This is a genomic window from Streptomyces sp. P17, assembly GCF_032436805.1.
Taxonomy (GTDB): Bacteria; Actinomycetota; Actinomycetes; order Streptomycetales; family Streptomycetaceae; genus Streptomyces.
This window is the reverse complement of sequence record NZ_JAVRBF010000061.1, coordinates 1-26,770: the sequence shown is the minus strand read 5'-3', so window position 1 is coordinate 26,770 and position 26,770 is coordinate 1. Positions and strand designations below refer to the sequence as shown.

24 protein-coding genes, 1 tRNA gene and 1 pseudogene are annotated in these 26,770 nt (G+C 69.8%); 6 read left to right on the top strand and 20 right to left on the bottom strand.

The features are described from left to right. Nucleotides 1-45: 45 nt before the first annotated feature. From RMT89_RS31885 to RMT89_RS31865, 5 genes are all read right to left on the bottom strand, one after another. Nucleotides 46-525, bottom strand: coding sequence for a GNAT family N-acetyltransferase (locus RMT89_RS31885; protein WP_315887211.1), 480 nt, complete (start codon nucleotides 523-525; stop codon nucleotides 46-48). 65 nt (nucleotides 526-590) lie between these two features. Beyond that, nucleotides 591-663 (bottom strand) — tRNA-His (locus RMT89_RS31880). A 115-nt stretch (nucleotides 664-778) separates the two neighbouring features. Then, a complete protein-coding gene (gene orn, locus RMT89_RS31875) occupies nucleotides 779-1,381 on the bottom strand; it encodes an oligoribonuclease (protein WP_315887210.1) in 603 nt (200 codons plus the stop codon). A gap of 121 nt (nucleotides 1,382-1,502) precedes the next feature. Then, nucleotides 1,503-2,726, bottom strand: a complete 1,224-nt coding sequence (locus RMT89_RS31870; protein ID WP_315887209.1) for a helix-turn-helix domain-containing protein — start codon at nucleotides 2,724-2,726, stop codon at nucleotides 1,503-1,505. Between the two features lie 377 nt (nucleotides 2,727-3,103). Further along, nucleotides 3,104-3,412, bottom strand: coding sequence for a hypothetical protein (locus tag RMT89_RS31865; protein WP_315887208.1), 309 nt, complete (start codon nucleotides 3,410-3,412; stop codon nucleotides 3,104-3,106). A 317-nt stretch (nucleotides 3,413-3,729) separates the two neighbouring features. Between RMT89_RS31865 and RMT89_RS31860 the strand changes: the two genes are divergently transcribed. Beyond that, complete coding sequence (locus RMT89_RS31860) at nucleotides 3,730-4,257, top strand: universal stress protein (protein ID WP_315887207.1); 528 nt, start codon at nucleotides 3,730-3,732, stop codon at nucleotides 4,255-4,257. 138 nt (nucleotides 4,258-4,395) lie between these two features. Continuing rightward, nucleotides 4,396-4,962 (top strand): GPR1/FUN34/YaaH family transporter, encoded by a 567-nt coding sequence (locus RMT89_RS31855; RefSeq protein ID WP_315887206.1) that lies wholly within the window; start codon nucleotides 4,396-4,398, stop codon nucleotides 4,960-4,962. Nucleotides 4,963-5,410: 448 nt separating this feature from the next. On the opposite strand, the gene glmS is transcribed toward RMT89_RS31855, so the two are convergent. The 3 genes from glmS to RMT89_RS31840 form a co-directional block, all read right to left on the bottom strand. Next, on the bottom strand, nucleotides 5,411-7,228 hold the full coding sequence (gene glmS, locus RMT89_RS31850) for a glutamine--fructose-6-phosphate transaminase (isomerizing) (protein ID WP_315887205.1): 1,818 nt from the start codon (nucleotides 7,226-7,228) through the stop codon (nucleotides 5,411-5,413). 12 nt (nucleotides 7,229-7,240) lie between these two features. Further along, nucleotides 7,241-7,498 (bottom strand): hypothetical protein, encoded by a 258-nt coding sequence (locus RMT89_RS31845; protein WP_315887204.1) that lies wholly within the window; start codon nucleotides 7,496-7,498, stop codon nucleotides 7,241-7,243. A gap of 85 nt (nucleotides 7,499-7,583) precedes the next feature. After that, nucleotides 7,584-8,468, bottom strand: a complete 885-nt coding sequence (locus RMT89_RS31840) for a DUF4429 domain-containing protein (RefSeq protein WP_315887203.1) — start codon at nucleotides 8,466-8,468, stop codon at nucleotides 7,584-7,586. A gap of 152 nt (nucleotides 8,469-8,620) precedes the next feature. On the opposite strand from RMT89_RS31840, the pseudogene RMT89_RS31835 reads away from it, so the two are divergent. After that, a pseudogene (locus RMT89_RS31835) lies at nucleotides 8,621-9,005 on the top strand (family 20 glycosylhydrolase); the annotation flags it as partial. A gap of 155 nt (nucleotides 9,006-9,160) precedes the next feature. Here the strand turns inward: RMT89_RS31835 and RMT89_RS31830 are convergent. The 10 genes from RMT89_RS31830 to RMT89_RS31785 all read right to left on the bottom strand — a co-directional run bounded on the left by RMT89_RS31830 (nucleotide 9,161) and on the right by RMT89_RS31785 (nucleotide 22,054). Continuing rightward, a complete protein-coding gene (locus RMT89_RS31830) occupies nucleotides 9,161-10,933 on the bottom strand; it encodes an IucA/IucC family siderophore biosynthesis protein (RefSeq protein WP_315887202.1) in 1,773 nt (590 codons plus the stop codon). Then, entirely contained in the window at nucleotides 10,930-11,463 is a 534-nt protein-coding gene (locus RMT89_RS31825; RefSeq protein ID WP_315887201.1) for a GNAT family N-acetyltransferase, read from the bottom strand. The genes RMT89_RS31830 and RMT89_RS31825 overlap by 4 nt, the downstream gene beginning before the upstream one ends. Beyond that, nucleotides 11,460-12,734, bottom strand: a complete 1,275-nt coding sequence (locus tag RMT89_RS31820; protein WP_315887200.1) for a SidA/IucD/PvdA family monooxygenase — start codon at nucleotides 12,732-12,734, stop codon at nucleotides 11,460-11,462. Before RMT89_RS31820 ends, RMT89_RS31825 begins: the two co-directional genes overlap by 4 nt. Next, the gene (desA, locus tag RMT89_RS31815) at nucleotides 12,718-14,160 is read right to left on the bottom strand and encodes a lysine decarboxylase DesA (RefSeq protein WP_315887199.1); all 1,443 of its coding nucleotides are present in this window, start codon (nucleotides 14,158-14,160) and stop codon (nucleotides 12,718-12,720) included. Before desA ends, RMT89_RS31820 begins: the two co-directional genes overlap by 17 nt. A 155-nt stretch (nucleotides 14,161-14,315) precedes the next feature. Beyond that, nucleotides 14,316-15,173: a siderophore-interacting protein gene (locus RMT89_RS31810; protein ID WP_315887198.1), complete on the bottom strand. Its 858-nt coding sequence runs from the start codon at nucleotides 15,171-15,173 to the stop codon at nucleotides 14,316-14,318. Nucleotides 15,174-15,214: 41 nt separating this feature from the next. Beyond that, nucleotides 15,215-16,261 (bottom strand): ABC transporter substrate-binding protein, encoded by a 1,047-nt coding sequence (locus RMT89_RS31805; RefSeq protein ID WP_315887197.1) that lies wholly within the window; start codon nucleotides 16,259-16,261, stop codon nucleotides 15,215-15,217. A 151-nt stretch (nucleotides 16,262-16,412) separates the two neighbouring features. Beyond that, nucleotides 16,413-17,573 carry an acyl-CoA dehydrogenase family protein gene (locus RMT89_RS31800; RefSeq protein WP_315887196.1) on the bottom strand — a complete coding sequence of 387 codons (1,161 nt, stop codon included), beginning with the start codon at nucleotides 17,571-17,573 and terminating at the stop codon, nucleotides 16,413-16,415. A gap of 5 nt (nucleotides 17,574-17,578) precedes the next feature. Next, nucleotides 17,579-18,508 (bottom strand): hydroxymethylglutaryl-CoA lyase, encoded by a 930-nt coding sequence (locus RMT89_RS31795; RefSeq protein WP_315887195.1) that lies wholly within the window; start codon nucleotides 18,506-18,508, stop codon nucleotides 17,579-17,581. Next, nucleotides 18,505-20,424 (bottom strand): biotin carboxylase N-terminal domain-containing protein, encoded by a 1,920-nt coding sequence (locus RMT89_RS31790; RefSeq protein ID WP_315887194.1) that lies wholly within the window; start codon nucleotides 20,422-20,424, stop codon nucleotides 18,505-18,507. Before RMT89_RS31790 ends, RMT89_RS31795 begins: the two co-directional genes overlap by 4 nt. A 13-nt stretch (nucleotides 20,425-20,437) precedes the next feature. Beyond that, nucleotides 20,438-22,054, bottom strand: coding sequence for a carboxyl transferase domain-containing protein (locus tag RMT89_RS31785; RefSeq protein WP_315887193.1), 1,617 nt, complete (start codon nucleotides 22,052-22,054; stop codon nucleotides 20,438-20,440). Between the two features lie 86 nt (nucleotides 22,055-22,140). Here RMT89_RS31785 and RMT89_RS31780 point away from each other — a divergent pair, with 86 nt between their 5' ends. The 3 genes from RMT89_RS31780 to RMT89_RS31770 all read left to right on the top strand — a co-directional run bounded on the left by RMT89_RS31780 (nucleotide 22,141) and on the right by RMT89_RS31770 (nucleotide 24,967). Continuing rightward, complete coding sequence (locus RMT89_RS31780; protein WP_315887192.1) at nucleotides 22,141-22,734, top strand: TetR/AcrR family transcriptional regulator; 594 nt, start codon at nucleotides 22,141-22,143, stop codon at nucleotides 22,732-22,734. A gap of 171 nt (nucleotides 22,735-22,905) precedes the next feature. Next, nucleotides 22,906-24,063 carry an acyl-CoA dehydrogenase family protein gene (locus RMT89_RS31775; RefSeq protein ID WP_315887191.1) on the top strand — a complete coding sequence of 386 codons (1,158 nt, stop codon included), beginning with the start codon at nucleotides 22,906-22,908 and terminating at the stop codon, nucleotides 24,061-24,063. Nucleotides 24,064-24,097: 34 nt separating this feature from the next. Next, nucleotides 24,098-24,967, top strand: coding sequence for an acyl-CoA thioesterase II (locus RMT89_RS31770; protein WP_315887190.1), 870 nt, complete (start codon nucleotides 24,098-24,100; stop codon nucleotides 24,965-24,967). Here RMT89_RS31770 and RMT89_RS31765 read toward each other — a convergent pair. Beyond that, nucleotides 24,964-25,752, bottom strand: coding sequence for a phosphatase (locus RMT89_RS31765; protein WP_315887189.1), 789 nt, complete (start codon nucleotides 25,750-25,752; stop codon nucleotides 24,964-24,966). The genes RMT89_RS31770 and RMT89_RS31765 overlap by 4 nt on opposite strands. Nucleotides 25,753-25,814: 62 nt before the next feature. Beyond that, the coding region (locus tag RMT89_RS31760) for a helix-turn-helix domain-containing protein (protein ID WP_315887188.1) at nucleotides 25,815-26,770 on the bottom strand (956 nt) is incomplete at its 5' end.

Below are 26,770 nucleotides of genomic sequence, written 5' to 3'. Positions count from 1 at the left end.
GTTCAAGACCGGCTCATAAGCTGACGATACGCCTCACCTGCGGCTTCAGCCGGAGCGCTGCCAGCGGACCTCGCCGTCCTGCCACGCGTCGGTCGGGGCGAGACCGGCGGCCCGTGCGACCGCGGCCGAGGCCGTGTGGCCGGGGTGGATATGGGCGATGACGGTACGCCCGGCGAGCAGGCCGACGAGCGCGCGTGCCGCCTCCGAGGCCAGCCCCCGCCCCTGCCATGGCGTGCCGACGACCCAGGCGATCTCCGCGGCGCGGGCGGTGACCGTGGCCTGGACGGTCCCCACCAGACATCCCTCGGCCCGCAGCCGCAGCACCCAGTTGCACCAGGAGACGTCCGGATCCGGCGAACCGGCGGCGAGCCGCTCGCAGCGGGCCCGCAGCGCCTCGGGGGTAAGGGGCGAGCCGCCGATGAAGGTGTGCAGGGCCGGGTCGGCCAGTACGGCGGCCATCTCCTCGGCGTGCTCGACGCGCAGCGGCAGGAGGTCGAGCCGTGGGGTGCGCAGTGGGTCGGGCATGGGCGATGTCTCCGTAACGCAATCAGCCGGTGACCTTGATACAAGGTCACCGGCTGATCACTCAGGGTGAGTGACGGGACTCGAACCCGCGGCATCCTGGACCACAACCAGGTGCTCTACCAGCTGAGCTACACCCACCATGACCGGCGGTTTCCTTGGTGGTTCACCGACCGGCCGAGAAAAAGTGTACAGGGTCCGAAGGGGTGCTCGCGCCCGGCTTTTCCGGGGGCCCTGGCCCGGGCCCCTCCCGGCGCTACTGAGCAGGCAGAACGTGCTTCGCGGCGATGGTCCTGGCGGTGTCGGAGTCCGGGCCCGGCTGGGGGACGAAGACGGCCTCGCGGTAGTAGCGCAGCTCCGCGATGGACTCGCGGATATCGGCGAGGGCGCGGTGGTTGCCGTTCTTCTCGGGGCTGTTGAAGTACGCGCGCGGGTACCAGCGGCGGGCGAGCTCCTTGACCGACGAGACATCGACGATGCGGTAGTGGAGGTACTCCTCGACCTTCGGCATGTCCCGCAGCAGGAATCCGCGGTCGGTGCCGACGGAGTTGCCGCACAGGGGGGCCTTGCCGGGTTCCTTCACGTGTTCGCGTACATACGCCAGGACCTGGGCCTCGGCGTCCGCCAGTGTTGTGCCGCCGGCGAGTTCGTCGAGGAGCCCGGACGCGGTGTGCATCTGACGCACCACTTCCGGCATCGTCTCCAGTGCCGAGTCCGGCGGCCGGATGACGATGTCCACACCGTCGCCGAGGATGTTCAGCTCGGAGTCGGTGACGAGGGCGGCCACCTCGATGAGCGCGTCGTCGGACAGCGAGAGGCCGGTCATCTCGCAGTCGATCCACACCATGCGATCGTTCATGCGACCACCCTACGGCTGACGTCCGCTTTTGGGTGCCCCGCGTCGGGTGCGGAGGTCCGGCCGCAGCCCCGGACGCCGGACGGGCTGAGTCGGTCAGCTCGTCCGGCGTCCGAGGCCGGTGTCACGTCCCGCTGCGCTGCCCCGGCAGGGTCGCCCGTGGCAGATACGTCTCCCGGCCGTTGTCCGAGGAGGCGGAGGCCAGGTTCGAGCCCACCGTGGTGGTCGCCGGGGTGCGGCGGGCCTGGAGCGGGACCGGGCCGGGTTCCTGGTGCAGCGTGGGCGCCGGACCGGGGGCGGTGTCGGCGTCCGCCGTCGGCCGCTCGGCCTGGGGACGGCGGGCGCGGTACGCCGCCCGGTACGCCGCCGGCGACGAGCCGAGCTGGCGGCGGAAGTGACCGCGCAGCGCCACCGGTGAGCGGAAACCGCAGCGGCCCGCGACCTCGTCCACCGAGTAGTCCGACGTCTCCAGCAGCCGCTGGGCCTGCAGCACCCGCTGGGTGATCAGCCACTGCAGCGGGGCCGAGCCCGTCAGCGAGCGGAAGCGGCGGTCGAAGGTGCGGCGCGACATGTACGCCCGCGCGGCCAGCGTCTCCACGTCGAACTGCTCGTGGAGATGCTCCAGCGCCCAGGCGACGACCTCGGCGAGCGGGTCGGCGCCGATCTCCTCCGGTAAAGAGCGGTCCAGGTAGCGCTCCTGGCCTCCCGTCCGGCGCGGGGGGACGACCAGGCGGCGAGCCAGCGCGCCGGCCGCCTCATTGCCGTGGTCCGTCCGCACGATGTGGAGACAGAGATCGATTCCGGCCGCCGTACCGGCGGAGGTCAGTACGTCTCCGTCGTCGACGAACAGCTCTCTGGGATCCACGTGCACCGACGGGTAGCGCTTGGCCAGCGTCGGTGCGTACATCCAGTGGGTGGTCGCGGGGCGGCCGTCCAGCAGGCCTGCCGCGGCGAGGACGAAGGCGCCGGTGCACAGCCCTACGATGCGGGCGCCTTCCTCGTGCGCCCGGCGCAGTGCGTCGAGCGCCTCCTCCGGCGGTGGCGAGGTGATCGAGCGCCAGGCCGGCACGACGACCGTGCCCGCCCGCGAGATCGCCTCCAGGCCATGTGGTGCGCTGAGTTCAAGGCCCCCTGTGGTCCGCAGCGGTCCCTCCTCGCCGCCGCACACCAGCAGGCGGTAGCGCGGTACGCCGGCGTCCTGTCGGTCGATGCCGAACACCGACAGCGGTATGGAACTCTCGAAGATGGGGCCGCCGCTGAACAGCAGCACCGCGACGATCTCCTTGCGGCGTCGCCCGGAGAGTTTCCGGGCCGCGGCTTCCGGCGCGGCAGTGGAGTCGTGGCTCATACTGCTAAGCCCCCCTCGGTGGTCGCGGCTCCTCGGTTGTGTCGCTCCTGCACGTTTCCCCTCGGTCCTGCACGAGTCCCCCGCCGTAGACAGTCAAGATCGAATCTACTGTGTCGCGTCGCGCCGGAGTGGCCGGTTCGCCACTCGGTACATTGTCGACTTGGCAACTTGGCGTGAAGCATTCGATCACGAAGCGTTGCACTCACGGGCCGTGCAGGGAAGTGCGCCTTGTCGCAGTGGCCAATCCACGTAGGGTGCGCGGCACCTTCGAGGCCCTTTCCGTGCAGGTCGAACGGGGGTTGGGGGGTGGGTCGGGCAAGGGATGCGCGGTCGCGAGAAGTTGGCTGAAAAGAAGCGTCTGAGGGCATGGAAACCGGTCAGCCGCCCGGTGTATTTCCCCCGGAGTGGCGTCCGCCCCGATGTGAGCCCGTCCCACTCCGGTGACGGCGCCCATGTCGGGGTGCGGGCGAGGCGTGTTCCTCGGCGAGCGAACACTCCGCGCCGCGCTCGGAGCGGCGCAGCAGGACCCGGCAGACCGCGGTGACGGCGGCCAGACCCAGGGCCGTGCCGGTGGCGCCGGCGAGAGAGGTGCCGTACCACAGGAGGACGACGGGGACGAGGACGCAGCAGAACGCCGCCCAGCGGACCACGTCGGTGGTGCTGTCCTGGTGCTGCTGTCCGGACATTGCGGGCTCCCGGTGTCGGTGGCTCACCGGGATCAACGCGTGTTCGAGCGGTCGGTCACTGTGCGCCGGGGAGGGGGTGCCGTGGCGGCCGTGCCCCCATCCCGTGCAAACCGCCTGTACAGCGCAGCAACCATTGCGTTACGGGCGCACCCTCGTGCATGCTCCCTGGAACCCCCGCGGAGCTCGTAGCGGGACCTGGGCTAAGGAGGCGTGCCGCCGTACCCTTGGGGGTATGGGGTTGGGAAGATGATTCCCGGACACAGCTCCGCCGCACCCTGTCGTCCCACCCACACAAGGATCACAACGCCGAGACAGCCATGGCCGGTCACGAATTCTTCGAACCCGCGGACCGCAAGCGGCCCGTCGCCGACCCCACGGCGGCCGAGCCCCTGGCGGCGGAAGAGACACGTCATTCCTGCGACCCCGCCTTCAAGCACGGCGTCGTGGTCGGATTCGACGGCTCCACCTCCAGTGAGCGCGCCCTTGCCTACGCCATCGGCATGGCCCATCGCTCCGGCTCCGGCCTGATCATCGTGCATGTCGCCAACCGGCTGCCCACCACGGTGTGGGCCGGCTGTGAGCCGCCGGTCTTCGTGGACGTCCCCGACCACCGCACCGAGGTGCTGGGCCTTGAGCTCGCCTGTGCGGACTATCTCGCCGAGGTGCCGTGGATCCTCGTGGAGCGTGGCGGTGACATCTGCCATGAACTCGAAGAGGTCGGCCGCGAGTACGAAGCGGACGCGATCGTGGTGGGCTCCACGCACGGCATCGTGGGGCGGATCTTCGGCTCCGTCGCGGGGCGGCTCGCCAAGCGGGCGCAGCGGCCCGTCGTTGTCATTCCGTAACTCGCCGTTGTCCCAGGTGAGATGCGGCTTTCTTCTTTCCTTCACGTATGAATCTACTGGCGCGTAGAGGTGTTTGTGCCTTTGTGAAGGGCATATATCGCTCACCGCACAACTGCACATGCATGAAGGGAGCCCGCCGTGGACAACGACGTCTCCGCGGGAAGCGGAATCACCACCGTGGTCGGCCGACTCGCCCTGGGTATCACCCTGTTGGCCTTCGGGCTCGGGTACACCGAGGTCATCGACGGCGTGTCGGCCGCTGACACCGTATCAATCGCCCAGTACGTGGGTGGAGTTGCCCTCTTCGTCGCCGGTCTGATGGCATTCCGTGACCGCGACAACGTCTCCGGTACGGCCTTCGCGGCGCTCGGTGCGCTGTGGTTCACGTGGGCCGTCTCCGCCGACGCGCAGGTCTCCGCGAACGCCGCCGGACTGTTCCTGCTGCTGTTCGCCCTCGTGGCGCTGTCGCTGACCCTCGCGGGTGGGGATCAGCTGGGTCGGGGGGCGTACGGGCTGTTCTTCGTGTCGCTGCTTCTGCTGTCCATCTCGATGTTCGCCGAGAACGACGGGCTGGCGAAGGTCGGGGGCTGGTTCGCCGTCGCCGCGGGGGCTGTTGCCTGGTATGCGGCGACCGCGGCGCTCGCTCACTGGCCCACTTCGGTTCCGCGGCGTGCTGCCGGCCGGGGCGTGACGGCCACCGGCTAGGGGGTGTTTTGAAAGTCCTGTGCGGTGCCCGCGGTGTTCGGTGCGTGCCCTCGGCGTGCCGGACGAAGGCCCTCGTACTGGACGTACTTGGGTCTTTGGCCGGTGCGGCGAGGGTGCGTGCCGGGCGCCGTGGGTGCTGTGCGGGACTTTCAAAACACCCCCTAGCTGCGCAGGCTGGGGAGCGGGCGGCTCCCCGGCGACAGAGACGGACCCCCCCGTGTTTGGTGGCAACACGTGGGGGTCCGTCCCGTTGTCCGGCCTCTGCGGGTCGTGGGGGCTGGTCGCGCCCACGCGGCGGAGCCGCAAATCGATACGGCCCCGACCCCTAGAAGTGTCCTGAAGATCTTGCTTGGGCCGCCCCGATCGCCCAGGTTCGCCCGCAAAAGTCGATCGGGGCAATCCGGTGCAAGTCGGGCGGGTTTTCAAGATTCTCGGTCTCCTAGGCCAACTACTCCACTGTCACTGACTTTGCGAGGTTCCTGGGCTTGTCGATGTCCCGGCCCAGGGCCAAGGCCGTGTGGTAGGCGAGGAGTTGCAGGGGGATGCCCATCAGGATGGGGTCCAGTTCGTCCTCGTTCTTCGGGACCACGATCGTCTGGTCGGCCTTTTCCTGGGGCTGGTGGGCCACTGCAAGGATCTTGCCGCTGCGGGCCTTGATCTCCTCCATGGCCGCGCGGTTCTTCTCCAGGAGGTCGTCGTCGGGGACGATCGCCACCGTGGGGAGGGCCGGCTCGATCAGGGCCAGGGGGCCGTGCTTGAGCTCGGAGGCGGGGTAGGCCTCCGCGTGGATGTAGGAGACCTCCTTGAGCTTCAGGGAGGCCTCGCGGGCCACCGGGTAGCCGCGGACCCGGCCGATGAAGAGCATCGAGCGGGCGTCGGCGTAGGCCTTGGCCAGCTGCTCGATCTCGGCCTCCTGCTCCATGACCTCGGCGATCTGGGCGGGGAGCTTGCGCAGCCCCTCGATGATCCGCTTGCCGTCGCGGACCGAGAGGTCACGGGTGCGGCCGAGGTGCAGGGCGAGCAGGGCGAAGGCGACCGTGGTGTTCGTGAAGCACTTCGTCGAGACCACGCAGACCTCGGGCCCGGCGTGCACATAGATGCCGCCGTCCGCCTCGCGGGCGATGGCCGAGCCGACGACGTTGACGATGCCGAGGACCCGCGCGCCCTTGCGCTTGAGCTCCTGGACGGCGGCGAGGACGTCGTACGTCTCACCGGACTGGGAGACCGCGATGTAGAGGGTGTCGGGGTCCACGACCGCGTTGCGGTAGCGGAACTCCGAGGCCGGCTCCGCGTCCGCGGGGATCCGGGCCAGCTCCTCGATCATCTGGGCGCCGATCATGCCCGCGTGGTACGAGGTGCCGCAGCCGAGGATCTTCACGCGGCGGATCCGGCGCGCCTCGCGGGCGTCCAGGTTGAGGCCGCCGAGGTGCACGGTGGAGAAGCGGTCGTCGATCCGGCCGCGCAGGACGCGGTCCACGGCCTCGGCCTGCTCGTGGATCTCCTTGTGCATGTAGGTGTCGTGGCCGCCCATGTCGTAGGAGGCGGCCTCCCACTCCACGGTGGTGGGCTCGGAGGTGGTCCGGGTGCCCTCCGTCGTGTAGGTGCGGAAGTCGTCGGCCTTGAGGGTGGCCATCTCGCCGTCGTCGAGGGTCACTATCTGCCGCGTGTGGGCGACCAGGGCGGCGATGTCCGAGGCGACGAACATCTCCTTCTCGCCGATGCCGAGGACGACCGGGGAGCCGTTGCGGGCGACCACGATGCGGTCCGGGAAGTCGGCGTGCAGCACGGCGATGCCGTAGGTGCCCTCGATCAGCCGGAGGGTCTCGCGGACCTTGTCCTCCAGCTTCTCCGCCTGCGAGCGGGAGATGAGGTGGACGAGAACCTCGGTGTCGGTCTCCGAGAGGAACTCGACGCCGTCCGCCTCCAGCTTGCGGCGCAGGTCGGAGGCGTTGTCGATGATGCCGTTGTGGACGACGGCGACCTTGCCCTCGGCGTCCAGGTGCGGGTGGGCGTTGACGTCGGAGGGGGCACCGTGGGTGGCCCAGCGGGTGTGGGCGATACCGGTGGTGCCCTTGAAGCGCGCCGGGATCTTGGCCTCCAGGTCACGGACCCGGCCCTTGGCCTTGACCGTCTTCAGGCCGCTGGTCTTGGGCGAGGTGACGGCGATGCCCGCCGAGTCGTAGCCGCGGTACTCCAGGCGCTGGAGGCCCTCCAGGAGCAGGGGCGCGACGTCACGCTTGCCGATGTATCCGACGATTCCGCACATATATACGCAGTCCTAGCCGTAGACGATCCGGCGCAGCTGCCGGAGGGTGAGCTCCGGCGGTGCCACCGCCCGGTATTTCAGGTCCGCCTCGATCCGTTCGAAGATCGTCGCGTTCACCAGGCCCTGGGCCTGGAGTTCGCGGTGGCGGCGACGGACGTACTGCTCGGTCGTCTCGTCGAAGTAGGCGAGCACGTCCTGGATCACCCGCAGCGCCTCGCCCCGGTTGAGGGGCGTGGATCGCGTCAGGTGATCAACAAGTTCGTCGTGCACCCGGTAGATCCTGGGGTACCGATGGCTCTTTCGCAAGAATCCTGCCCGATTTCGGGCAGCTGTGTCGGGGCTGGGGTGCGGCAGCTCACATCCGCTTCAGGATCGCCTGCTTGGCGAGGGTGAACTCCTCCTCCGTCAGGACCCCCGTGCGGTGCAGCTCGCCGAGCTCGCGCAGTCGGCGCAGCAGCGCGTCGTGGTCGTCCTCGGCGGCGGGCGGCAGCGGGCGGGCGGCCTCGGAGGGCTCCGGCTGTCGTACGTCCGTGGCGGCCGCGGCCGGGTGCGGGAGCCGGGCCTGGACGGCCGCCGCGACCAGGGCCATCAGCGGGTCCTTCTTGAAGCCCCACAGCTCCACGGCGTTGGGGTCGTACTTGGGCGGGGCCTTGGTCGGGGCGTTCCGGACGGTGAAACGGAGGTGGCCGTTCTCCAGGCCTGCGGCCGGATGCCACTCGACGGCGCTGATGTCCGTGAGGGCGAGGGTGCGGGCCCCGGCGGCGGCCTTGGCGTCCTCCGTCTTCCAGTTCCACTCCAGCCGGATCCGCTCGCCGTCGAAGCTCGCGGTGCCGTCGCCCGCGGAGACGGAGAGCGGGACCGCCGGGCCCGGCAGGAGGAACTCGGTGACCGGGTCGGCCGGGACCTGGTCCAGCAGAAGGGCGTTGCGGACCTCGTCGGTGAAGTACTCGGCGACGCCGTAGCGGCCGGGCTCGACGATCAGCTGGTAGGGGTCGTGGGGCTCGGTGAGGCGGCCGCCGGAGGCGTGCAGCAGCGGGTCGGCGCCGTCCCGCAGCCGCAGCCTGAGCCGCCCGGCCTTCTTGCCCTGTTCGAACGAGACCCCCGCCAACGCGCCCAGGGGGACGACGAGTTCACCCAGGGTCTTACGGAGGAGGCTGACGTTCTTGTCCCGTCCCGGTGTCAGCCGCAGTGCGTCCCCGTCGAAGGCCCAGGTGCCGTCCTTCTGGATGATTTCCGCCATGGGGTGGATTGTTCCACCTGTCTCACGAGAGAGTGGTCCAGACCTTTTTTGGGGTTCAATGGTTCACAGAAGGGACGGTTTTGTGAGACAGCACCACAGAACGTTTCGCCTTCTCGGTTCTCTGCCGCTGGTCGCGATGGGCACCTCCATGAGCGCCCGCCGACCGGATCTACCTCGACATGAAGTACGACGAGCGGACTCCCTTGGGGCTGTCCTGGGCGGGGTACGCCGAGGTGAAGCGGTCCTACGACTGGGACCCCGGGGACCATCTGGCCGGGGTGCCTGCTTCGGCGGTGCGGGGGGTTGAGGCGCCGCTTTGGAGCGAGACGATTCAGACGTCCGCCGACATCGAGTACATGGCGTTCCCGAGGGTCGCGGGCGTGGCCGAGCTGGGGTGGTCTCCTGCGGCTGGGGTGGTGGTCTCCTGCGGCCACGCATGACTGGGACGGCTACAAGGTGCGGCTTGCCGCGCAGGGGCCGCGATGGGAAGCGATGGGGATCTCGTTCTGTCGGTCGCCGCGGGTGCCTTGGCAGTGATTCGGCTGCGGCACCGTGAGGGCTGGTCGCGCCCGCGCGGCGGAGCCGCACATTGATACAGTCCCGCGCACCTGGCGGCGCTGCCCTGCCCGGAGTTGAAAAGCTGACGGGTGCCCGGGAGGACCGTACTCCCGGGCGCCCGTCCGTCTGTGGGATCAGAACCCTGCGATGGGGTTCCTCAGCGTGCCGATCAGTTGCAGTGCCCCGGCCGGGTCCGCCAGGTCCACCATCTGCTGGTTGTTGCGCAGTTGGAGGCGGTTGAGGCAGGACAGGGCGAACTCCGGGGCGAACATGTCGTACTGCTGGAACTTGTCCGCCAGCTCCGGCACCGTCGCCTGGTACGCGCGCGTGACCTCCGCGACCGTGCGCCAGAAGTCGTCCTCGGTCAGGACGCCCTCCGTCGCGAGGTTCGCGGCGAGGAAGCGGAAGTAGCAGTCGAAGACGTCCGTGAAGATGGACAGCAGCTTCGTGTCCTCGGGGACGTCCACGCGCAGCCGCTCGACCGTCGGCGGCAGCACCGCGTCCGGGTCCATGACCGCGATCTCCTCGGCGATGTCCTTGTAGATCGCGCGCTGGACGACACCGTCCTTGAGGACGAGGATCACGTTCTCGCCGTGCGGCATGAAGACGAGGTCGTAGGCGTAGAAGCTGTGCAGGAGCGGGGTGAAGTACGCCGTCAGGTAGTGGCGCAGCCACTCCGTCGGCTCCAGACCTGACTGCTCGATCAGCGCGCCCGCGAAGGACGCGCCCTCGTGGTCGACGTGGACGAGGGAGGCCATGGTGGCCAGGGACTCACCCTCCCGGAGGGAGGAGACGGGGCTCTCCCGCCACAGCGCGGCCAGCATCTTGCGGTACGGCGAGTAGCGGTCCGTCGCCGCCTCGTACTCCAGGTGCCGGTAGCCGACCGCCGCGCGCTCGCGGATGATCGTGAGGCCCGTCTCCTTGAGCACCGGGTCGTTCTCGATGAGCTGGGCGAGCCAGTCGTTGATGGCCGGGGTCGCCTCCATGTACGCCGCCGAAAGGCCGCGCATGAAGCCCATGTTGAGGACGGACAGGGCCGTCTTGACGTAGTGCTTCCCGGGGCTGGACCGGTTGAAGAAGGTCCGGATGGACTGCTGGGCCAGATACTCGTCGTCGCCCTCGCCCAGGCACACCAGGTGCTTGCGGGCGACCTCGGCCGCGAAGGTGACGGTGAGCTTGTTCCACCACTGCCAGGGGTGGACGGGGATGAGGAGATAGTCGGCGGGGTCCAGGTTCTGCTCGCGCAGCACGCCGTGGAACCGCTCGACCGTGTCCTCGCCCAGCTCGTCCCGGATGAAGGACTCGTACTCCAGGCCCACACCCGCCGTGAACGCGGCCCGCGACCTGTGCGCGGCCAGCCACACCAGCCGGATCGGGCTCGCGGTCTCGGGGGCGTACGACAGGTACTCGTGGATGCCGAAGCCGAGCCGTCCGTTGTTGGCGACGAAGCAGGGGTGGCCCTCGGTCATCCCGGTCTCGATGGCCTGGAAGCCGCTCCTGGCGAGCTCGGCGACCGGGAGCTGCGGCTTGGTGAGCTTGTAGCAGGTGCCGGAGAGGGTGGAGGAGACCTCCTCCAGGTAGACCGGCAGGATCGCGTCGCTCAGGCCGAGCGCCTGCTTCAGCTCGATGAAGAAGTCCAGCGCGGCGAGGGGGAGGTCGACGCCGTCTCGATGACGGGAGATGGAGTCGGCGTCGACCTGCCAGTGGTCGAGGGCGCGGCGGACGGCGGTGAACCGGTACCGGGTCAGACCGTCGTCGCTGCGGACCTCGAAGCCGCCGTCGGCGGTGGCCTCGGGCGTGATCAGCCGTTCGTGCGCGAACTCGGCGAGGGCCTTGCGGACGAGGAGGCGGTTGGCCTGCTCCCAGCGTTCGGGGGAGAGGTGGGCCACGGAGTCGGCGAGGGTCATGCGGCCACCCCCGTCGCGAGCAGGAACCGCTCCCGGGTGCAGAAGCTCAGCAGGGCCTTCTTCTCCGGCTTCTGGATCTCGTGCGAGGGCACGAATCCGACGGCTTCGTTCAGGGCGTGCACGGCCTTGTTGGCGATGTCCGGCTCTACGACGACGCGCTCGACCGCCGGGTCCTCGAAGAGGTGCGCCATCACGGCGGTGATGACGGACCGGGTGAAGCCGTGCACGGGGGTGCCGGTGGCCGGCGTCAGGAAGTGCATGCCGACGTCGCCGGGGAGCGGCTCGTACAGGCCGACCAGTTCGCGGTGGGCCGGGTCGTACTTCTCCATCAGGAAGGCGGGTTCGCCGTTCTCGTCGAGACCCAGCAGCGCGTGGTGGTGCTCGTCGGCCGCGATCTCCATGTAGGCGCGCTCGACGTCCTCCAGTTTCGCGTCCTGCATCATCCAGAAGGCGGCCTTGGGGTGCGTGACCCAGCGGTGCAGCAGCTCGGCGTCCTTCAGGGGGTCGAGAGGGCGGAAGGTGAAGGTCATACGGCGAACTCCTGGAACGCGATGGTCTTCTCGACCGGGTAGTACTCACTGCCGAGCAGCTCACTGATGATGAAGCTGTTGCGGTAGGCGCCCATGCCGAGGTCGGGGCTGGTGATGCTGTGGGTGTGCACGCCGGCGTTCTGCAGGAACACACCCCGGCCCGTCACATCGATGGCGTAGTTGCGGGCGACGTCGAAGTTGCCCCGTGAGTCACGGACGAGACGGTCGCTGACGGGCTTGAGGAACTCCGGCTCGGTGTACGCGTAGCCGGTGGCCAGCACCAGGCCCTGCGTCTCCAGGTCGTAGTCCTTCTCCTGCTCCTCCTGGCGGAAGGAGAGCGTGTACGTGCCGTTCTCGTAACGGGCGCTGTTCAGCGAGGAGTTGGTGAGCAGTCGGGTGGGGACCGGGCCGCCGAGGTTCTTCTGGTAGAGCAGGTCGAAGATCTCGTTGATCAGGTCGCCGTCGATGCCCTTGAACAGGCCCTTCTGCTGGGAGGTGAGGCGGTAGCGGGTGGCCTCCGGCAGCGCGCGGTAGTAGTCGATGTACTCCGGCGAGGTCATCTCCAGCGTGAGCTTGGTGTACTCCAGCGGGAAGAAGCGCGGGGAGCGGGTCACCCAGTTCAGCCGGTAGCCGTGGACGTCGATCCCGGCGAGGAGGTCGTAGTAGATCTCGGCGGCGGACTGGCCGGAGCCGACGATCGTGATCGACTCCTTCTTCTGGAGCTCCGCCTTGTGCTGCATGTAGCGGGAGTTGTGGAAGAAGTCGCCGCCGAGGCCCTGCACGGCCTGCGGGTAGTGCGGGGAGGTGCCGGTGCCGAGGACCAGGTGCCGGGCGCGGAACTCGGCACCGGCCGTGGTCTTCACGACGTACAGATCGTTCTCGTACGTCACCTCGCTGACCGTCGTGCCGAAGCGGACGCTGCTCAGCTTGTCCGCGGCCCAGCGGCAGTAGTCGTCGTACTCGACGCGCAGCGGGTAGAAGTTCTCGCGGATGTAGAACGAGTACAGCCGGCCCTTCTCCTTCAGGTAGTTGAGGAAGGAGTACGGCGAGGTCGGGTCGGCGAGGGTGACCAGGTCGGACATGAACGGGGTCTGGAGGTGGGCGCCGTCCAGGAACATGCCCGCGTGCCACTCGAAGTCGGGCTTCGACTCCAGGAAGACACCGTCGAGTTCGTCGATGGGCTCGGTGAGACAGGCCAGGCCGAGGTTGAAGGGGCCGAGCCCGATGCCCACGAAGTCATACGTGCGGGTGGATTCAGGAAGCGCGGACAACGGTCTCTCCCAGGTACTGCTCGGCGTGGCCGGCGATCAGATCGAGGACGGCGGCGATGTCCTCGGCCGTCGTCTCGGGGTTGAGCAGGGTGAACTTCAGGTAGTGGCGGCCGCCGACCTTGGTGCCCGCGACGACGGCGGCACCGGAGGCGAACAGGGCCTTGCGGGCGAAGAGGTTGGCGCGGTCGGTCTCGGCGGGGTCGGTCACCGCGGCCGGGATGTAGCGGAAGACGAGGGTGGACAGGCTCGGCTCGACCACGACGTCGAAGCGCGGGTCGGCGGCCAGCAGCTTCCAGCCCTCGGCGGCCAGGTCGATCACCTCGTCGAAGAGCTGCCCGATGCCGTCGGCGCCCATCACGCGCAGGGTCATCCACAGCTTCAGCGCGTCGAAGCGGCGGGTGGTCTGGAGGGACTTGTCGACCTGGTTGGGAATACGTTCCTGCACCATCCGGCGCGGATTGAGGTACTCCGCGTGGTAGGTGGCGTGGCGCAGGGTGGCCGCGTCCCGGACCAGTACGGCGGAGGAACTCACCGGCTGGAAGAAGGACTTGTGGTAGTCGACGGTGACGGAGTCGGCGCGTTCGATGCCGTCGATGCGGCCCCGGTACTTCACGGAGGCGAGCAGTCCGCAGCCGTAGGCGGCGTCGACGTGCATCCAGGTGTTGAACTGCTCGCACAGCTCGGCGATCTCGGGCAGCGGGTCGATGGAGCCGAAGTCGGTGGTGCCGGCGGTGGCGACGACGGCCATCGGGACCAGGCCGTCCTTGGCGCAGCGCTCCAGCTCGCGGGCGAGGGCGACGGTCTGCATGCGCTTGTCGTGGTCGACGGGGATCGAGACCACCGAATCGGCGCTCAGGCCGAGGAGTTTGGCCGACTTCTTGACGCTGAAGTGGCTGACCTCGGAGGCGAAGATGCGCAGTTTGGCGAGCGAGTCGGTCTTGGCCTCCTCGCGGGCCAGCAGCAGCGCCTGGAGGTTGGACTGGGTGCCGCCGGAGGTGAACACACCGTCGGCGGCGGGGCCCAGGCCGATGCGGGCGGTGGTCCAGTCGATGAGCTTGCGCTCGATGAGGGTGCCGCCGGCCGACTGGTCCCAGGTGTCCAGGGAGGAGTTGACGGCGGACAGGATCGCCTCGCCGAGCACCGCCGGGATGACGACCGGGCAGTTGAGGTGCGCGAGGTAGCGCGGGTGGTGGAAGTAGATCGCGTCGCGGAGGTAGACGTCCTCCAGCTCGTCGAGGACGGCCGCGGTGTCGTGCAGCGGGCGGTCCAGGTCGATCTCGTCGATGCGGGGGGAGAGGGCGTCGACCGTGACACCGGTGAACGGACGGTCGGTGGTGGCGAGTTTGGCTGCCACCCGCTCGATACCTTCGGTCACGGAGCGGCGGTACTGCTCCGCGGTCGTGTCATTGAGCAGGTGCGAGCGCATGGGGGGTCCTCCGAGGGGAAGTCCGTGCGGGACGAAGGCGATGCGGAGTGGGGAGTGCGACGGCGTCGATCAACTTAGGCAAGCCTAACCTAACTTTACCGGGGGTGTGCAGGGGAAACCCCGCCCCTCCCGTGACGGTGGTCACTTCCGTCGCATCACTCGCCGCTCTCGCGCAGCTGCTCCTCGGTCAGACCGCGCCGCCAGTAGCCGACGAACGTGACCCGGCGCCGGTCGATCCCGCGCTCAACGACGAAGTGCCGGCGCAGCGCCTTCACACACCCCGACTCGCCCGCGATCCAGACGTACGGGTGCTCTGCGGCCGGGAGTCGGGCCTTGCGCAGGGCGTCGAGGGCCATGGGGGACCCCTCGGCGCCCTGGTCCTCATGGACCAGCCAGTTGATCTCGGCGTCCGCCTCGGTGACCAGGTCCTGGATGTCCCCGGCGTGATGCACCTCCAGCCAGACCCGGGCGCGGGTGCCGGCCGGCAGTGACTCGACGATGGCGGAGACGGCCGGTACGGCGGTCTCGTCGCCCCAGATCACCATGAGATCCGTGTCCTCGGGCGGACGGAACCGGATGGCCCGGTTGTCGGCGACGGCGGGCCCGATGAGCAGGACGCGGTCTCCGGCGGCCGCGCTCGCCGCCCACCGGGAAGCGGGCCCCGCGGGAACGGCGGCACCGGGCTCGACTCCGTGCAGCACAAAGTCGATGTCGATCTCGTCCGGGTCCCGCCGCAGCGCGCGCAGGGTGTACGACCGCATCACGGCCCGTACGTCGTCGGGCAGTTCACGCCAGCCCTGCCACCAGCCGTCGCCGAGCTCGATCGGCACGACGGGGGCGTCCTGCCCCGGGTGCGGCAGGAACAGCGACAGCGACTGGTCGCCCCCCTCGGAGTGGAAGTCGCGCAGCTCCTGGCCGCCGAAGGTCACCCGGACCAGAGACGGACCGAGCCGCCGAGTCCGTACGACCTGAAGAGAGAAGAAACGGAAATCGGCGGCAACGGCCGTGCTCATGCATGCTCCTGAGTGAGCGTCAGTTGGAGACCTTCAGGGGGTCAGCTGACCTTCTTGGCGTTCTCGATGGCCTCGGCGAGGTTGTCGAGCAGCGGCGTGCACTTGTCGTACGACAGGATCGGCTCGGGCGAACGCGGGATGACCTGGCCGGCCTTGACGGCGGGCAGCTTCTTCCAGGTCGCCTCGGTGATGTCCGCGGGCTGGATCGTGGAGGAGCGGTCGTCCATCAGGATGATGTCCGCGTCGTACTTGTCGACGTTCTCCCAGCTCAGCGCCTCGAACCAGCCGCCGCTCTCCGCCTTCGCCTGCTCCGAGGGCTCGACGAAGTTCACGCCGAGGGACTTGAAGTACTCAAGGTCGATGGAGAAGTTGGTGCCGGACACGTAGAAGATCGACTCCGCGGCGGAGCCGGCGAGCACCTTGATCTCCGGCTTGGCCTTGGCGGCGGCGCGCAGCCGGGCCGCGGCGGTTTCGAACTTCTTCTTCGACTCGGCGATCGCGTCGGACTTCATGTCCGCGCCGAGCGACTCGGCCAGCTCCCACATGCGCTGGAGCGGCTGGGTCATCTGGCGGTCGTAGACGGAGATGGCGACGCTCGGCGCGAGCTTGGCGATCTTGTCCGCGGACTCGACGGGCACGGACCACAGGGTGCCGGCGTCGTCGAACGTCGTGGTGATGAGCACCTCGGGGGAGAGGGCCGCGTACTTCTCGATGTTGAGCTTGCCCCACTCGTTGCCGAGAACGGTGACCTTGCTGACGTCGAGGTCACCGGCCTGGACGTCGGGCTTGCCGTCCGCGGTCGTGGTCGGGCCGAAGACGCCCTTGACCTGGATGCCGTAGTCGTGGAGGGCGGCGGCGACACCGGTGAAGGCGACGATGTTCGCCGGCACCTTGTCGAGCTTCACCGTCGTGCCACGGTCGTCCTTGAAGGACCACGGGCCGGACTTCGCGGCGGCCGTCTCCTGGTCCGAGCCACCGCTTTTTGCGTCGCCGTCGCCACAGGCTGCGAGCACGGCACCGAGGCCGAGGGCGCCGCCCGCGGCGAGGATGCCACGGCGGGTGAGGTGGGTGGCTCTGGCGTTGGACATGGGTACGCTGCTTTCGAACGGGGCGATCTTGCGCCGGACAATTCGAAGGTAGGTTAGCCTAACCTCAGCAGATGTCCAGAGGTGGGCCCCTGGAACGCCCAACCCGTGAGCTGTCCATGGGGCCCAACCCGGGGCCCGGCGCAGGCCGTTGTCAGCTCGGCAGCCCCATTTCCCGCGCGATCAGCATCCGCTGGACCTCGCTCGTGCCCTCGCCGATCTCCAGGATCTTGGAGTCGCGCCACATACGGGCCACCGGGTACTCGTTCATGAAGCCGTAGCCGCCGTGGATCTGGGTGGCGTCACGGGCGTTGTCCACCGCGATCGTGGAGGAGTAGAGCTTGGCCAGCGCCGCCTCCTTCTTGAACGGCTCACCCGCGACCAGCCGGCTCGCCGCGTCCCGCCAGGACAGACGGGCCGTGTGCGCCCGCATCTCCATGTCCGCGAGCTTGAACTGGATGGCCTGGTTGGCGCCGATCGGGCGGCCGAAGGCATGGCGCTCCATGGCGTAGCGGACCGACTCGTCCACACAGCCCTGCGCCAGGCCCGTCGCCAGCGCCGCGATCGCGATACGCCCCTCGTCGAGGATGCGCAGGAACTGGGCGTAGCCGCGGCCCTCGGCGCCGAGGAGGTTGGCCTTCGGGACGCGGACGTCGGCGAAGGACAGCTCACGGGTGTCGGAGGCGTTCCAGCCGACCTTCGAGTAGGCAGGGGCCACCGTGAAGCCCGGGGTGCCGGACGGGACGATGATCGAGGAGATCAGGGGGCTGCCGTCGGGCCTGCGGTCGGTGACCGCGGTGACCGTGACCAGGCCGGTGATGTCCGTACCGGAGTTGGTGATGAAGCACTTGGTGCCGTTGATCACCCACTCGTCCGTCTCGGGGTCGAGCCGGGCCGCCGTACGGGTCGCGCCCGCGTCGGAGCCGCCGTCCGGCTCGGTCAGACCGAAGGCGCCCAGGATCTCGCCCGAGCACAGCCGGGGCAGCCACTTCTGCTTCTGCTCCTCGGTGCCGAACAGATGGATCGGCATCGCGCCCAGCGAGACGCCCGCCTCCAGGGTGATGGCCACCGAGGAGTCCACCCGGGCCAGTTCCTCCAGGGCGATGCCCAGCGCCAGATAGTCGCCGCCCATACCGCCGTACTCCTCGGGGAACGGCAGCCCGAACAGGCCCATGCGGCCCATCTCACGCACGATCTCGTACGGGAACTCATGACGCTCGTAGAGGTCACCGATCTTGGGCGCCACGACGTCGTGCGCGAACTCCTCCACCGTGCGGCGCAGTTCTTCGAGCTCGGGGGAGAGCTTGTGGTTCATGGGGGTCACTCCTTGTGGGAGAGGGCTCGTACGGTGCGGGACGGGCTGGGGCGGCCCAGTCGGCCGGCCATCCACTCGCTTGTGGCGACGAGACGGCCGAGATCGATGCCGGTGTCGATGCCGAGTCCCCGCAGCATCCACACGAGGTCTTCGGTGGCGAGGTTTCCGGTGGCGGACTTCGCGTACGGGCAGCCGCCCAGGCCTCCGGCGGAGGCGTCGACGGTGGTGACGCCGTGCTGGAGGGCGGCGTAGGTGTTGGCGAGGGCCTGGCCGTAGGTGTCGTGGAAGTGGACGGCGAGTCGGTCGACGGGTGTGCCGTGCTCGGTGAGTTCGGTCAGCAGCGCCCGGACGTGACCCGGTGTGGCCACGCCGATCGTGTCGCCCAGGCTCAGTTCGTCGCAGCCCATGTCGAGGAGGGCGTGGCAGACCTTGACGACCTGCGGGACGGGGACCGGGCCCTCCCACGGGTCGCCGAAGCACATGGAGAGATAGCCGCGCACCTGCACGCCCTCGGCCTTCGCCCGCGCGACGACCGGCTCGAACATCGCCAGGGCCTCGTCGACCGTGCGGTTGAGGTTGGCCTTCGCGAACGACTCGGTGGCGCTGGCGAAGACGGCGACGCGACGGGCTCCGAGGGCCAGGGCACGGTCCAGTCCGCGCTCGTTGGGGACGAGGACGGGGAGACTCACCGGGAGGTGGCTCACGCGGGGGAACAGTTCTTCCGCGTCGGCGAGTTGGGGCACCCACTTCGGGTGGACGAAGCTGGTGGCCTCGATGGTGGTCAGGCCCGCGTCGGCGAGACGTCGGACGAACTCCGCCTTCACGTCTGTGGGGACGGTCGCGTCCTCGTTCTGCAATCCGTCCCGGGCGCCGACCTCGTGGATGCGGACGCGGGTGGGAAGACCGGGTTCGGGGACTGCCATGGGCAGGGTCACTGGGCCACCTCCTCGTGCGGTGCGATCACGGCCAGCACCTGGTCCATGGCGACCGTGGTACCGGGCGAGACATCGAGTTCGGCGACCGTGCCGGCGTGCGGGGCGGAGATGACGTGCTCCATCTTCATCGCCTCCACCACCAGCAGACTCTGACCGGCGCTCACCTCGTCCCCGACGGCGACCTTCACCACCGTCACGGTGCCGGGCATGGGCGCGGTGAGCGAGTCGGCGCCGGAGTGGGCGGCGCGGGTCAGGGACGCGGCGACCGGGTCGTGGTCGCGTACGTGCCAGGCGTCGCCGTCCCGGCCGATCCAGTCGGCGGCACGGTGGAAGGTGTGCCGGACTCCGTCGAGGGTGACGGAGACCCGGTCGTCGGTGACGGTGTGGGCGCCTCGCGGGACGTACTCGACCGGGTCACCGGCAACCCGCAGGGGGAAGGCGAGGGGCTTGGGCGTACCGCCCAGCCGCCAGCCGCTCGGCACCGAGAAGGGGTCGGTCCAGCCCTCGCCGGCGGGCCGCAGCACCTCAAGGCGTACGGCCGCCGCCGCCTCGTACACCTCCTCGGGCACCTCCGCCGGCACCAGCCCGTCGACCTCCCGCTCGACCAGACCGGTGTCCAACTCCCCGGCCACCACCGCAGGATGGGCCAGCAGCCGGCGCAGGAACCCGGCGTTCGTCTGCACGCCCAGTGTCACCGTCTCCGCGAGCGCCGCCCGGAGCTTGCGCAGCGCCGTCGCGCGGTCGGGGCCGTAGGCGATGACCTTGGAGAGCATCGGGTCGTACAGGCTGCCGACCTCGGTGCCCTCGCTCAGCCCCGAGTCCGTGCGCACCCCGTCGCCCTGCGGCTCGCGCAGCCGCAGCACGGTGCCGCCCGACGGGAGGAACCCGCGCGCGGGGTCCTCCGCGCAGATGCGGGCCTCGACCGCGTGGCCGGTCAGCCGGATCTCCTCCTGGGCGAAGGCGAGCTTCTCCCCGGCCGCGACCCGCAGCTGCCACTCCACCAGGTCTGTGCCGGTGATCAGCTCGGTGACCGGGTGTTCCACCTGGAGGCGGGTGTTCATCTCCATGAAGTAGTACGCGGCGGGGTCGCCGCCCGGGACGATGAACTCCACGGTGCCCGCGCCCCGGTAGCCGCAGGAGCGGGCCGCCTGGACCGCCGCCTCGCCCATCGCGGCGCGCGTGTCCTCGTCCAGGAGGACCGAGGGGGCCTCCTCGATGATCTTCTGGTGGCGGCGCTGCAGGGAGCACTCGCGCTCACCGAGGTGGACGACATTGCCGTGGCCGTCCGCCAGCACCTGGATCTCGATGTGCCGGGGGCGGTCGATCCACCGCTCGACGAGGAGCGTGTCGTCACCGAAGGAGGCCGCGGCCTCACGCCGGGCCGCCGCGATCTCCTCCTCCAGCGCGGTCAGGTCCCGCACCAGCCGCATGCCCTTGCCGCCGCCGCCCGCGCTCGGCTTCAGCAGCACCGGAGCACCCAGCTCACGGGCCGCGTCGGCCAGTTCGGGGTCGCGTCCGCCGGGGACGACGGGGACCCCGGCCGCCTGCACGGTCTCCTTGGCGCGGATCTTGTCGCCCATCAGGGAGATCGCCTCGGCCGGCGGCCCGATGAACACCAGGCCCGCCTCGGCGCAGGCGCGCGCGAAGTCGGCGTTCTCGGCGAGGAAGCCATAACCGGGGTGGACGGCCTGGGCGCCGGTGCGGTCGGCGGCTTCGAGGATCCGCTCCGCCGAGAGGTAGCTCTCGACCGCCGGCGCCGGTCCGATCCGTACCGCCGTGTCGGCCTCCCGGACATGCCGCGCGTCGGCGTCGGCGTCGGAGAAGACGGCGACCGAGCGGACCCCCAGCGCGCGCAGCGTACGGATGACCCGGACCGCGATCTCGCCCCGGTTGGCCACGAGGACTGTGTCGAACATGGTCATGAGTCCCTCACATCCGGAAGACGCCGAACTGGGGGTCACCCAGGGGCGCGTTGGCGCAGGCCGTCAGTGCCAGGCCCAGTACCTGCCGGGTCTCCAGCGGATCGATCACACCGTCGTCCCAGAGGCGGGCCGTCGCGTAGTAGGCATTCCCCTGACGCTCGTACTGCGCGCGGATCGGTGCCTTGAAGGCCTCTTCCTCCTCGGCCGGCCACTGTTCGCCGCGCGCCTCCAACTGGTCGCGCTTGACGGTGGCGAGGACCGAGGACGCCTGCTCGCCGCCCATGACGGAGATCTTGGCGCCCGGCCACATCCACAGGAAGCGGGGCGAGTAGGCCCTGCCGCACATGGAGTAGTTCCCGGCGCCGTAGGAACCGCCCACCACGACCGTCAGCTTCGGCACGCGCGTGGTCGCGACCGCCGTCACCATCTTGGCGCCGTGCTTGGCGATACCGCCCGCCTCGTAGTCCCTGCCGACCATGAACCCGGAGATGTTCTGCAGGAACACCAGCGGGATCCCGCGCTGGTCGCACAGCTCGATGAAGTGGGCGCCCTTCTGGGCGGACTCGGAGAACAGGATGCCGTTGTTGGCGACGATGCCGACCGGGTGGCCGTGGATCCGGGCGAAGCCGGTGACCAGGGTCTGCCCGAACTCGGACTTGAACTCCGCGAAACGGGAGCCGTCGACCACGCGCGCGATGATCTCCCGTACGTCATAGGGGGTGCGGGGGTCCGCGGGCACCGCGCCGTACAGGCCGTAGGGGTCGACCTCGGGCTCGGCGGCCGGCCGCACCTGCCAGGGCAGCGCCCCGCGCGTGGGGAGAGTGGCGACGATGTTCCGGACGATCCGCAGGGCGTGCGCGTCGTCCTCCGCGAGATGGTCGGTCACGCCCGACACCCGTGAATGGACCTCGCCGCCGCCCAGCTCCTCGGCGGTGACGACCTCACCGGTGGCGGCCTTCACCAGCGGCGGCCCGCCGAGGAAGATCGTGCCCTGGTCGCGGACGATGACGGCCTCGTCGCTCATCGCGGGGACATACGCGCCACCCGCCGTGCAGGACCCGAGAACGGCCGCGATCTGCGGGATCCCGGCGCCGGACATCCGGGCCTGGTTGTAGAAGATCCGCCCGAAGTGGTCGCGGTCGGGGAAGACCTCGTCCTGCATGGGCAGGAACGCGCCACCGGAGTCCACGAGGTAGAGACAGGGCAGCCGGTTCTCCAGGGCGACTTCCTGGGCCCGCAGATGCTTCTTCACGGTCATCGGGTAGTACGTGCCGCCCTTGACGGTGGCGTCATTGGCGACGATCACGCACTCCCGCCCGCTGACCCGGCCGATCCCGGCGATGACACCGGCCGCCGGGGCCTGTCCGTCATACATGCCGTCGGCCGCGAGGGGCGCCAGCTCCAGGAAGGGCGAGCCCGGGTCGAGCAGGGTGTCCACCCGGTCCCGGGGCAGCAGCTTGCCGCGCGCGGTGTGCCGGGCGCGCGCCTTGTCCCCACCACCCAGACGGGCGGCGGCGAGCTTGGCGCGCAGCTCCTCCACCAGCGCGAGCTGCGCCTCCTCATTGGCCTTCCAGGCCTCCGACGCGGGATCTGCCGCACTCGTCAGCTCGGGTGCCTCGTGCATCCTGCGGTCCCCTCACCTTGTTAATGAGCGTTAACGCATTTCCTTCAGGTTAACGACCGCTAACCTCCCTGTCTAGAATTGCTTCCATGGCCACCAGAACCGACGCACCCACCCGTCGTGAGCAGATCCTCAAGGAGGCCGCGCGGCTGTTCGCCGAGCGCGGCTTCCATGGAGTGGGGGTCGACGAGATAGGCGCCGCCGTCGGCATCAGCGGCCCCGGCCTCTACCGGCATTTCGCGGGCAAGGACGCGATGCTGGCGGAGCTGCTGGTGGGCATCAGCGGCCAGCTGCTGACGGGGGCCAAGCGGCGCCTCGCGGAGGCCGACGGCGGAGGTCCCGGCGAGATCCTGGACTCCCTCATCGAGGGCCACATCGACTTCGCGCTCGACGACCGTCCCCTGATCACCCTGCACGACCGCGAGCTGGACCGCCTGCGCGACAGCGACCGCAAGCTGGTCCGCCAGCTCCAGCGCCAGTACGTCGAGCTGTGGGTGGACGTGGTCCGCAAGGTCTACCCGGCGCTCACCGAACCCACGGCCCGCTCGGCCGTCCACTCGGTCTTCGGCCTGCTGAACTCCACCCCGCACCTGGGCCGCCCGGGCTCACTGCCGGGCCGCGGGGCCACCTCGGAACTGCTGCACCGTATGGCAAGGGGGGCCTTCGCGGCGGCGGGGGAGTGACGAGCGTTACGGGGCTGATCCTCTGGACGGCTGTCCGTACTGGCCGGTACGGTTCTATGTGAGCAAGCGCTTAGCCATGGGACCGCAGCCATCCATTGAGGAACCCCGACGGCGAGCAACCAGGTACGCGAGAGCGGCGCCGGTTCAGGCGCACAGAAGGGTGGTGGCGGCGTGCGCCGTACTGTGTTCAACGAGGACCACGAGGCGTTCCGGGAGACCATCCGCGCCTTCATCGAGGCCGAGGTCGTACCGGTGTACGACGAGTGGTTCGCGGCCGGCCAGGCGCCCCGCGACTTCTACTACAAGCTCGCCGAGCTCGGCGTCTTCGGCATCCGCGTGGACGAGGAGTACGGCGGCGCCGGCATCGACTCGTACAAGTTCGAGGCCGTGATGTACGAGGAGACCGCGCGCGCGGGCGTCCAGTTCGGCGGCTCCGGCGTGCATGTGCTGCTCGGCCTGCCCTACATCAAGATGCTCGCCTCCGACGAGCAGAAGAAGCGGTTCCTGCCGAAGTTCGTCTCCGGTGAGGAGATGTGGGCGCTGGCGATGACCGAGCCGGGCACCGGCTCCGACCTCGCGGGCATGAAGACCACCGCCAAGCTCTCCGAGGACGGCACGCACTACGTCCTCAACGGCGCCAAGACCTTCATCACCGGCGGTGTGCACGCCGACCGTGTGATCGTCTGCGCCCGCACCGACGCGCCCAGCGCCGAGGACCGCCGCCACGGCATCTCCCTGTTCGCCGTGGACACCAAGTCGGCGGGCTACTCCGTCGGCCGCAAGCTCGACAAGCTCGGCCTGAAGACCTCCGACACCGCCGAGCTGGCGTTCGTCGACGTCAAGGTCCCGGTCGAGGACCTCCTCGGCGAGGAGAACAAGGGCTTCTACTACCTCGGCCACAACCTCGCCTCCGAGCGCTGGGGCATCGCCTTCGGCGCCTACGCGCAGGCCAAGGCCGCCGTGCGGTTCGCCAAGGAGTACGTCCAGGACCGCACCGTCTTCGGCAAGTCCGTCGCCTCCTTCCAGAACACCAAGTTCGAGCTGGCCGCCTGCCAGGCCGAGGTCGACGCTGCCGAGGCCGTCGCCGACCGCGCGCTGGAGGCCCTGGACGCCGGTGAGCTGACCCCGGCCGAGGCCGCGTCCGCGAAGCTGTTCTGCACCGAGGTCGCCCACCGCGTGATCGACCGCTGCCTCCAGCTGCACGGCGGCTACGGCTTCATGAACGAGTACCCGATCGCCCGCCTGTACGCGGACAACCGCGTGAACCGTATCTACGGCGGCACCAGCGAGATCATGAAGTCGATCATCGCGAAGGACATGGGCCTGTAAGGTTCCGGAAATTACTGGCCGGTACAACCATCGCATGAGCCAGGCACTACAGGATCTCCTCGATCTGCTCGACCTGGAGCAGATCGAGGAGAACATCTTCCGCGGCCAGTCCCGGTCCGCCGTCGTTCCGCGCGTCTTCGGCGGACAGGTCGCGGCCCAGGCGCTCGTCGCCGCCGGGCGGACGGTCCCCGAGGACCGACTCGCCCACTCCCTGCACGCGTACTTCCTGCGCATCGGCGACCCCGGCGCGCCCATCGTCTACACCGTCGACCGCATGAACGACGGCCGTTCCTTCACGGCCCGCCGGGTGGTCGCCGTCCAGCACGGGCAGCCGATCTTCGCCCTGTCCGCGTCCTTCCAGCGCCCGGAGGAGGGCTTCGAGCACCAGGCCCCGATGCCCGAGGCCCCCGACCCCGCCACGCTCCCCACCTCGGAGGAACGGCTGAGCGGCTACGGCCATCTCGACCGCGGGGTCGTGGAGAAGTTCCTGGAGGCGCGCGCCGCGGTGGACGTGCGCTACGTCGACGAACCCCCGTACGGGAAGTTCGGCGAGCCGCGCGAACCGCACTCCCAGGTGTGGTTCCGCACCAACGGCAAGCTCGGTGACGACCCGCTGCTGCATGTCGTCCTCGCCACCTACGTCTCCGACATGACGCTGCTGGACTCGGTCCTGCTGGCGCACGGGCGGGGCGGCTGGGCCGTAGGGGATGTCGTAGGAGCGTCCTTGGACCACGCGATGTGGTTCCACCGGCCGTTCCGCGCCGACGAGTGGCTGCTGTACGACCAGCAGTCCCCGTCGGCCTCCGGCGGCCGCGGCCTCGGTCAGGCCCGTATCTACACCCAGGACGGCCGCCTGGCCCTCACGGTCATCCAGGAGGGCGTGGTCCGCGCCCCCCGGCGTTAGACCAGCCCCGCCTCCGCCAGCAGATACGCCGTCATCGGGTCGTAGTAGCGGGGGCTGACCACATGGTCGTCGAGCGGGACCGTCACCTGGAGGGTCCCCTCGGCCTCGGCGAGGAAGAGCGCGGGGTCGTTGGAGTCGGCGTAGCCCACCGAGTCGACGCCGTGCTGTCCGGCGTAGCCCGCCCAGCCGTGGTCGGCGACGACCAGGTCGGGCAGCGGGCTGCCGAGCCGCTCGAGCGCCGTGAGGATCGCCTTCATCGGCTCGCCCGAGTGCGTGTGCCACAGGGTGGCGCCGTGCTCCAGCACCGCCACGTCCGCGAACTGCATGACGTACCCCTCGTCCGTCTGCAGCCCGTCCGGGATGACCACGATCTCGCAGCCGGCCGTGCGCAGGGCGGCGGCGGTGGCGCGGTGCACATCGAGCAGGCCGCCGGGGTGGCCGGTGGCGAACAGCACCCGCTGGCCGCCGTCGGCCGCCTTGCGCAGCCGGCCCGCCATCCGCTCCAGCGCGGCGACCGTCAGTTCGGGGTCGATGGTGTCCTGGCCGTAGCGGTACTCGGGGTCGTCGTTCACCCCGACCCGCTCCGCCATCACCGCGAGCACGTCCTGCTCGTCGGTCCAGCGGTCACCCAGCTCCAGGCCGAGCCACCAGTTGCGCTCGCCGTTCGCCAGCTTGCGGTAATGGGAGAGGTTGTTCTCGCGCGGGGTGGCGACGTCGCCCGCGATACGGGTTCTGACGAGGTGTTCGACGAGCTCGGCGCGGCTGGGTGTCCCGGGTATCGGCATGTGTCCCATTGTGGGGCAGACCCCTGCGGGCTCGCGGGGTGTCCCGGACGCTGGGACGCGGGTCACTGCCGTAGGGCGAACCACAGCTCCATGCGTACGTCGGGGTCGTCCAGGTCGGTGCCGAGCAGTGCCTCGCACCTCGCGATGCGCTGGCGGACGGTGTTGCGGTGCACGGCGAGGGCGACGGCGGTGCGGTCCCAACTGCCGTGCAGGGACAGCCAGGTGCGGAGCGTGTCGACCAGCGCGGGGGCGTGGACGATGGGTTGGAGGAGGGTGCGGGCGTGAGTCTCCGCCTCGTCGTGGGGGACGAGTTCGGCGAGAGCGGGGCGGGTGCCGTGGTGGGCCAGGGGAGTGCGGGTGGCGCGGGCGCGGGCGAGTGCGCGGGCGGCTCGGGTGTCCGCGGCGGGCCACTCCGCGGGGGGTGCGGGGTCGCTGACGCCGAGGGTCCAGCCGGGTTGGGGGGTGGGGGTGCGGTCGGCGGGGACGAGGACGCGTACGACGTCCTTCGCGAGGTCGACCAGGGGGGAGCCGAGGGCTGCGCCGAGGGCGGAGGCGGCTACGGGGTCAGGGGTGTGCGTATCGGCCCTGGCATGGACGACGAGCCACTTTCCGGTGCCCAGCAGCGAAGCGACGTCCTCGGGCCTCGCCCCGAGCAACAGCCGCACCAGCGCGGAGGTGCGCGCCGCCCCTGTGCCGCTCTGCTGTTCTCCGGTGAGGAGGGAGAGGAGTACGGCGGCTACGGAGGCGATGGTGTGGGCGGCGGGGTCGCGGCGGGGGGCGGCCACTCCGAGGACGAAGCCGTGGGTGGGGGTCAGGGCGTAGGCGGCCAGGTGGGTGCCGGTGACGGTGTCTGTGGCGGACGTGGGTGCGGCGGTGCGGGTCGGCTGGGGCCGGCGTGGGGTCGCTTGCCCGCGCTCGCGGGGTGCCGCCTCTTTGGCTGCGGGCGTTGTCCCGGCGGCACGACTGCCCGCAGCTGTGTGGGGTGCGGGGCGGCCGCTGGTTGGGGTGGGCGTTGTCC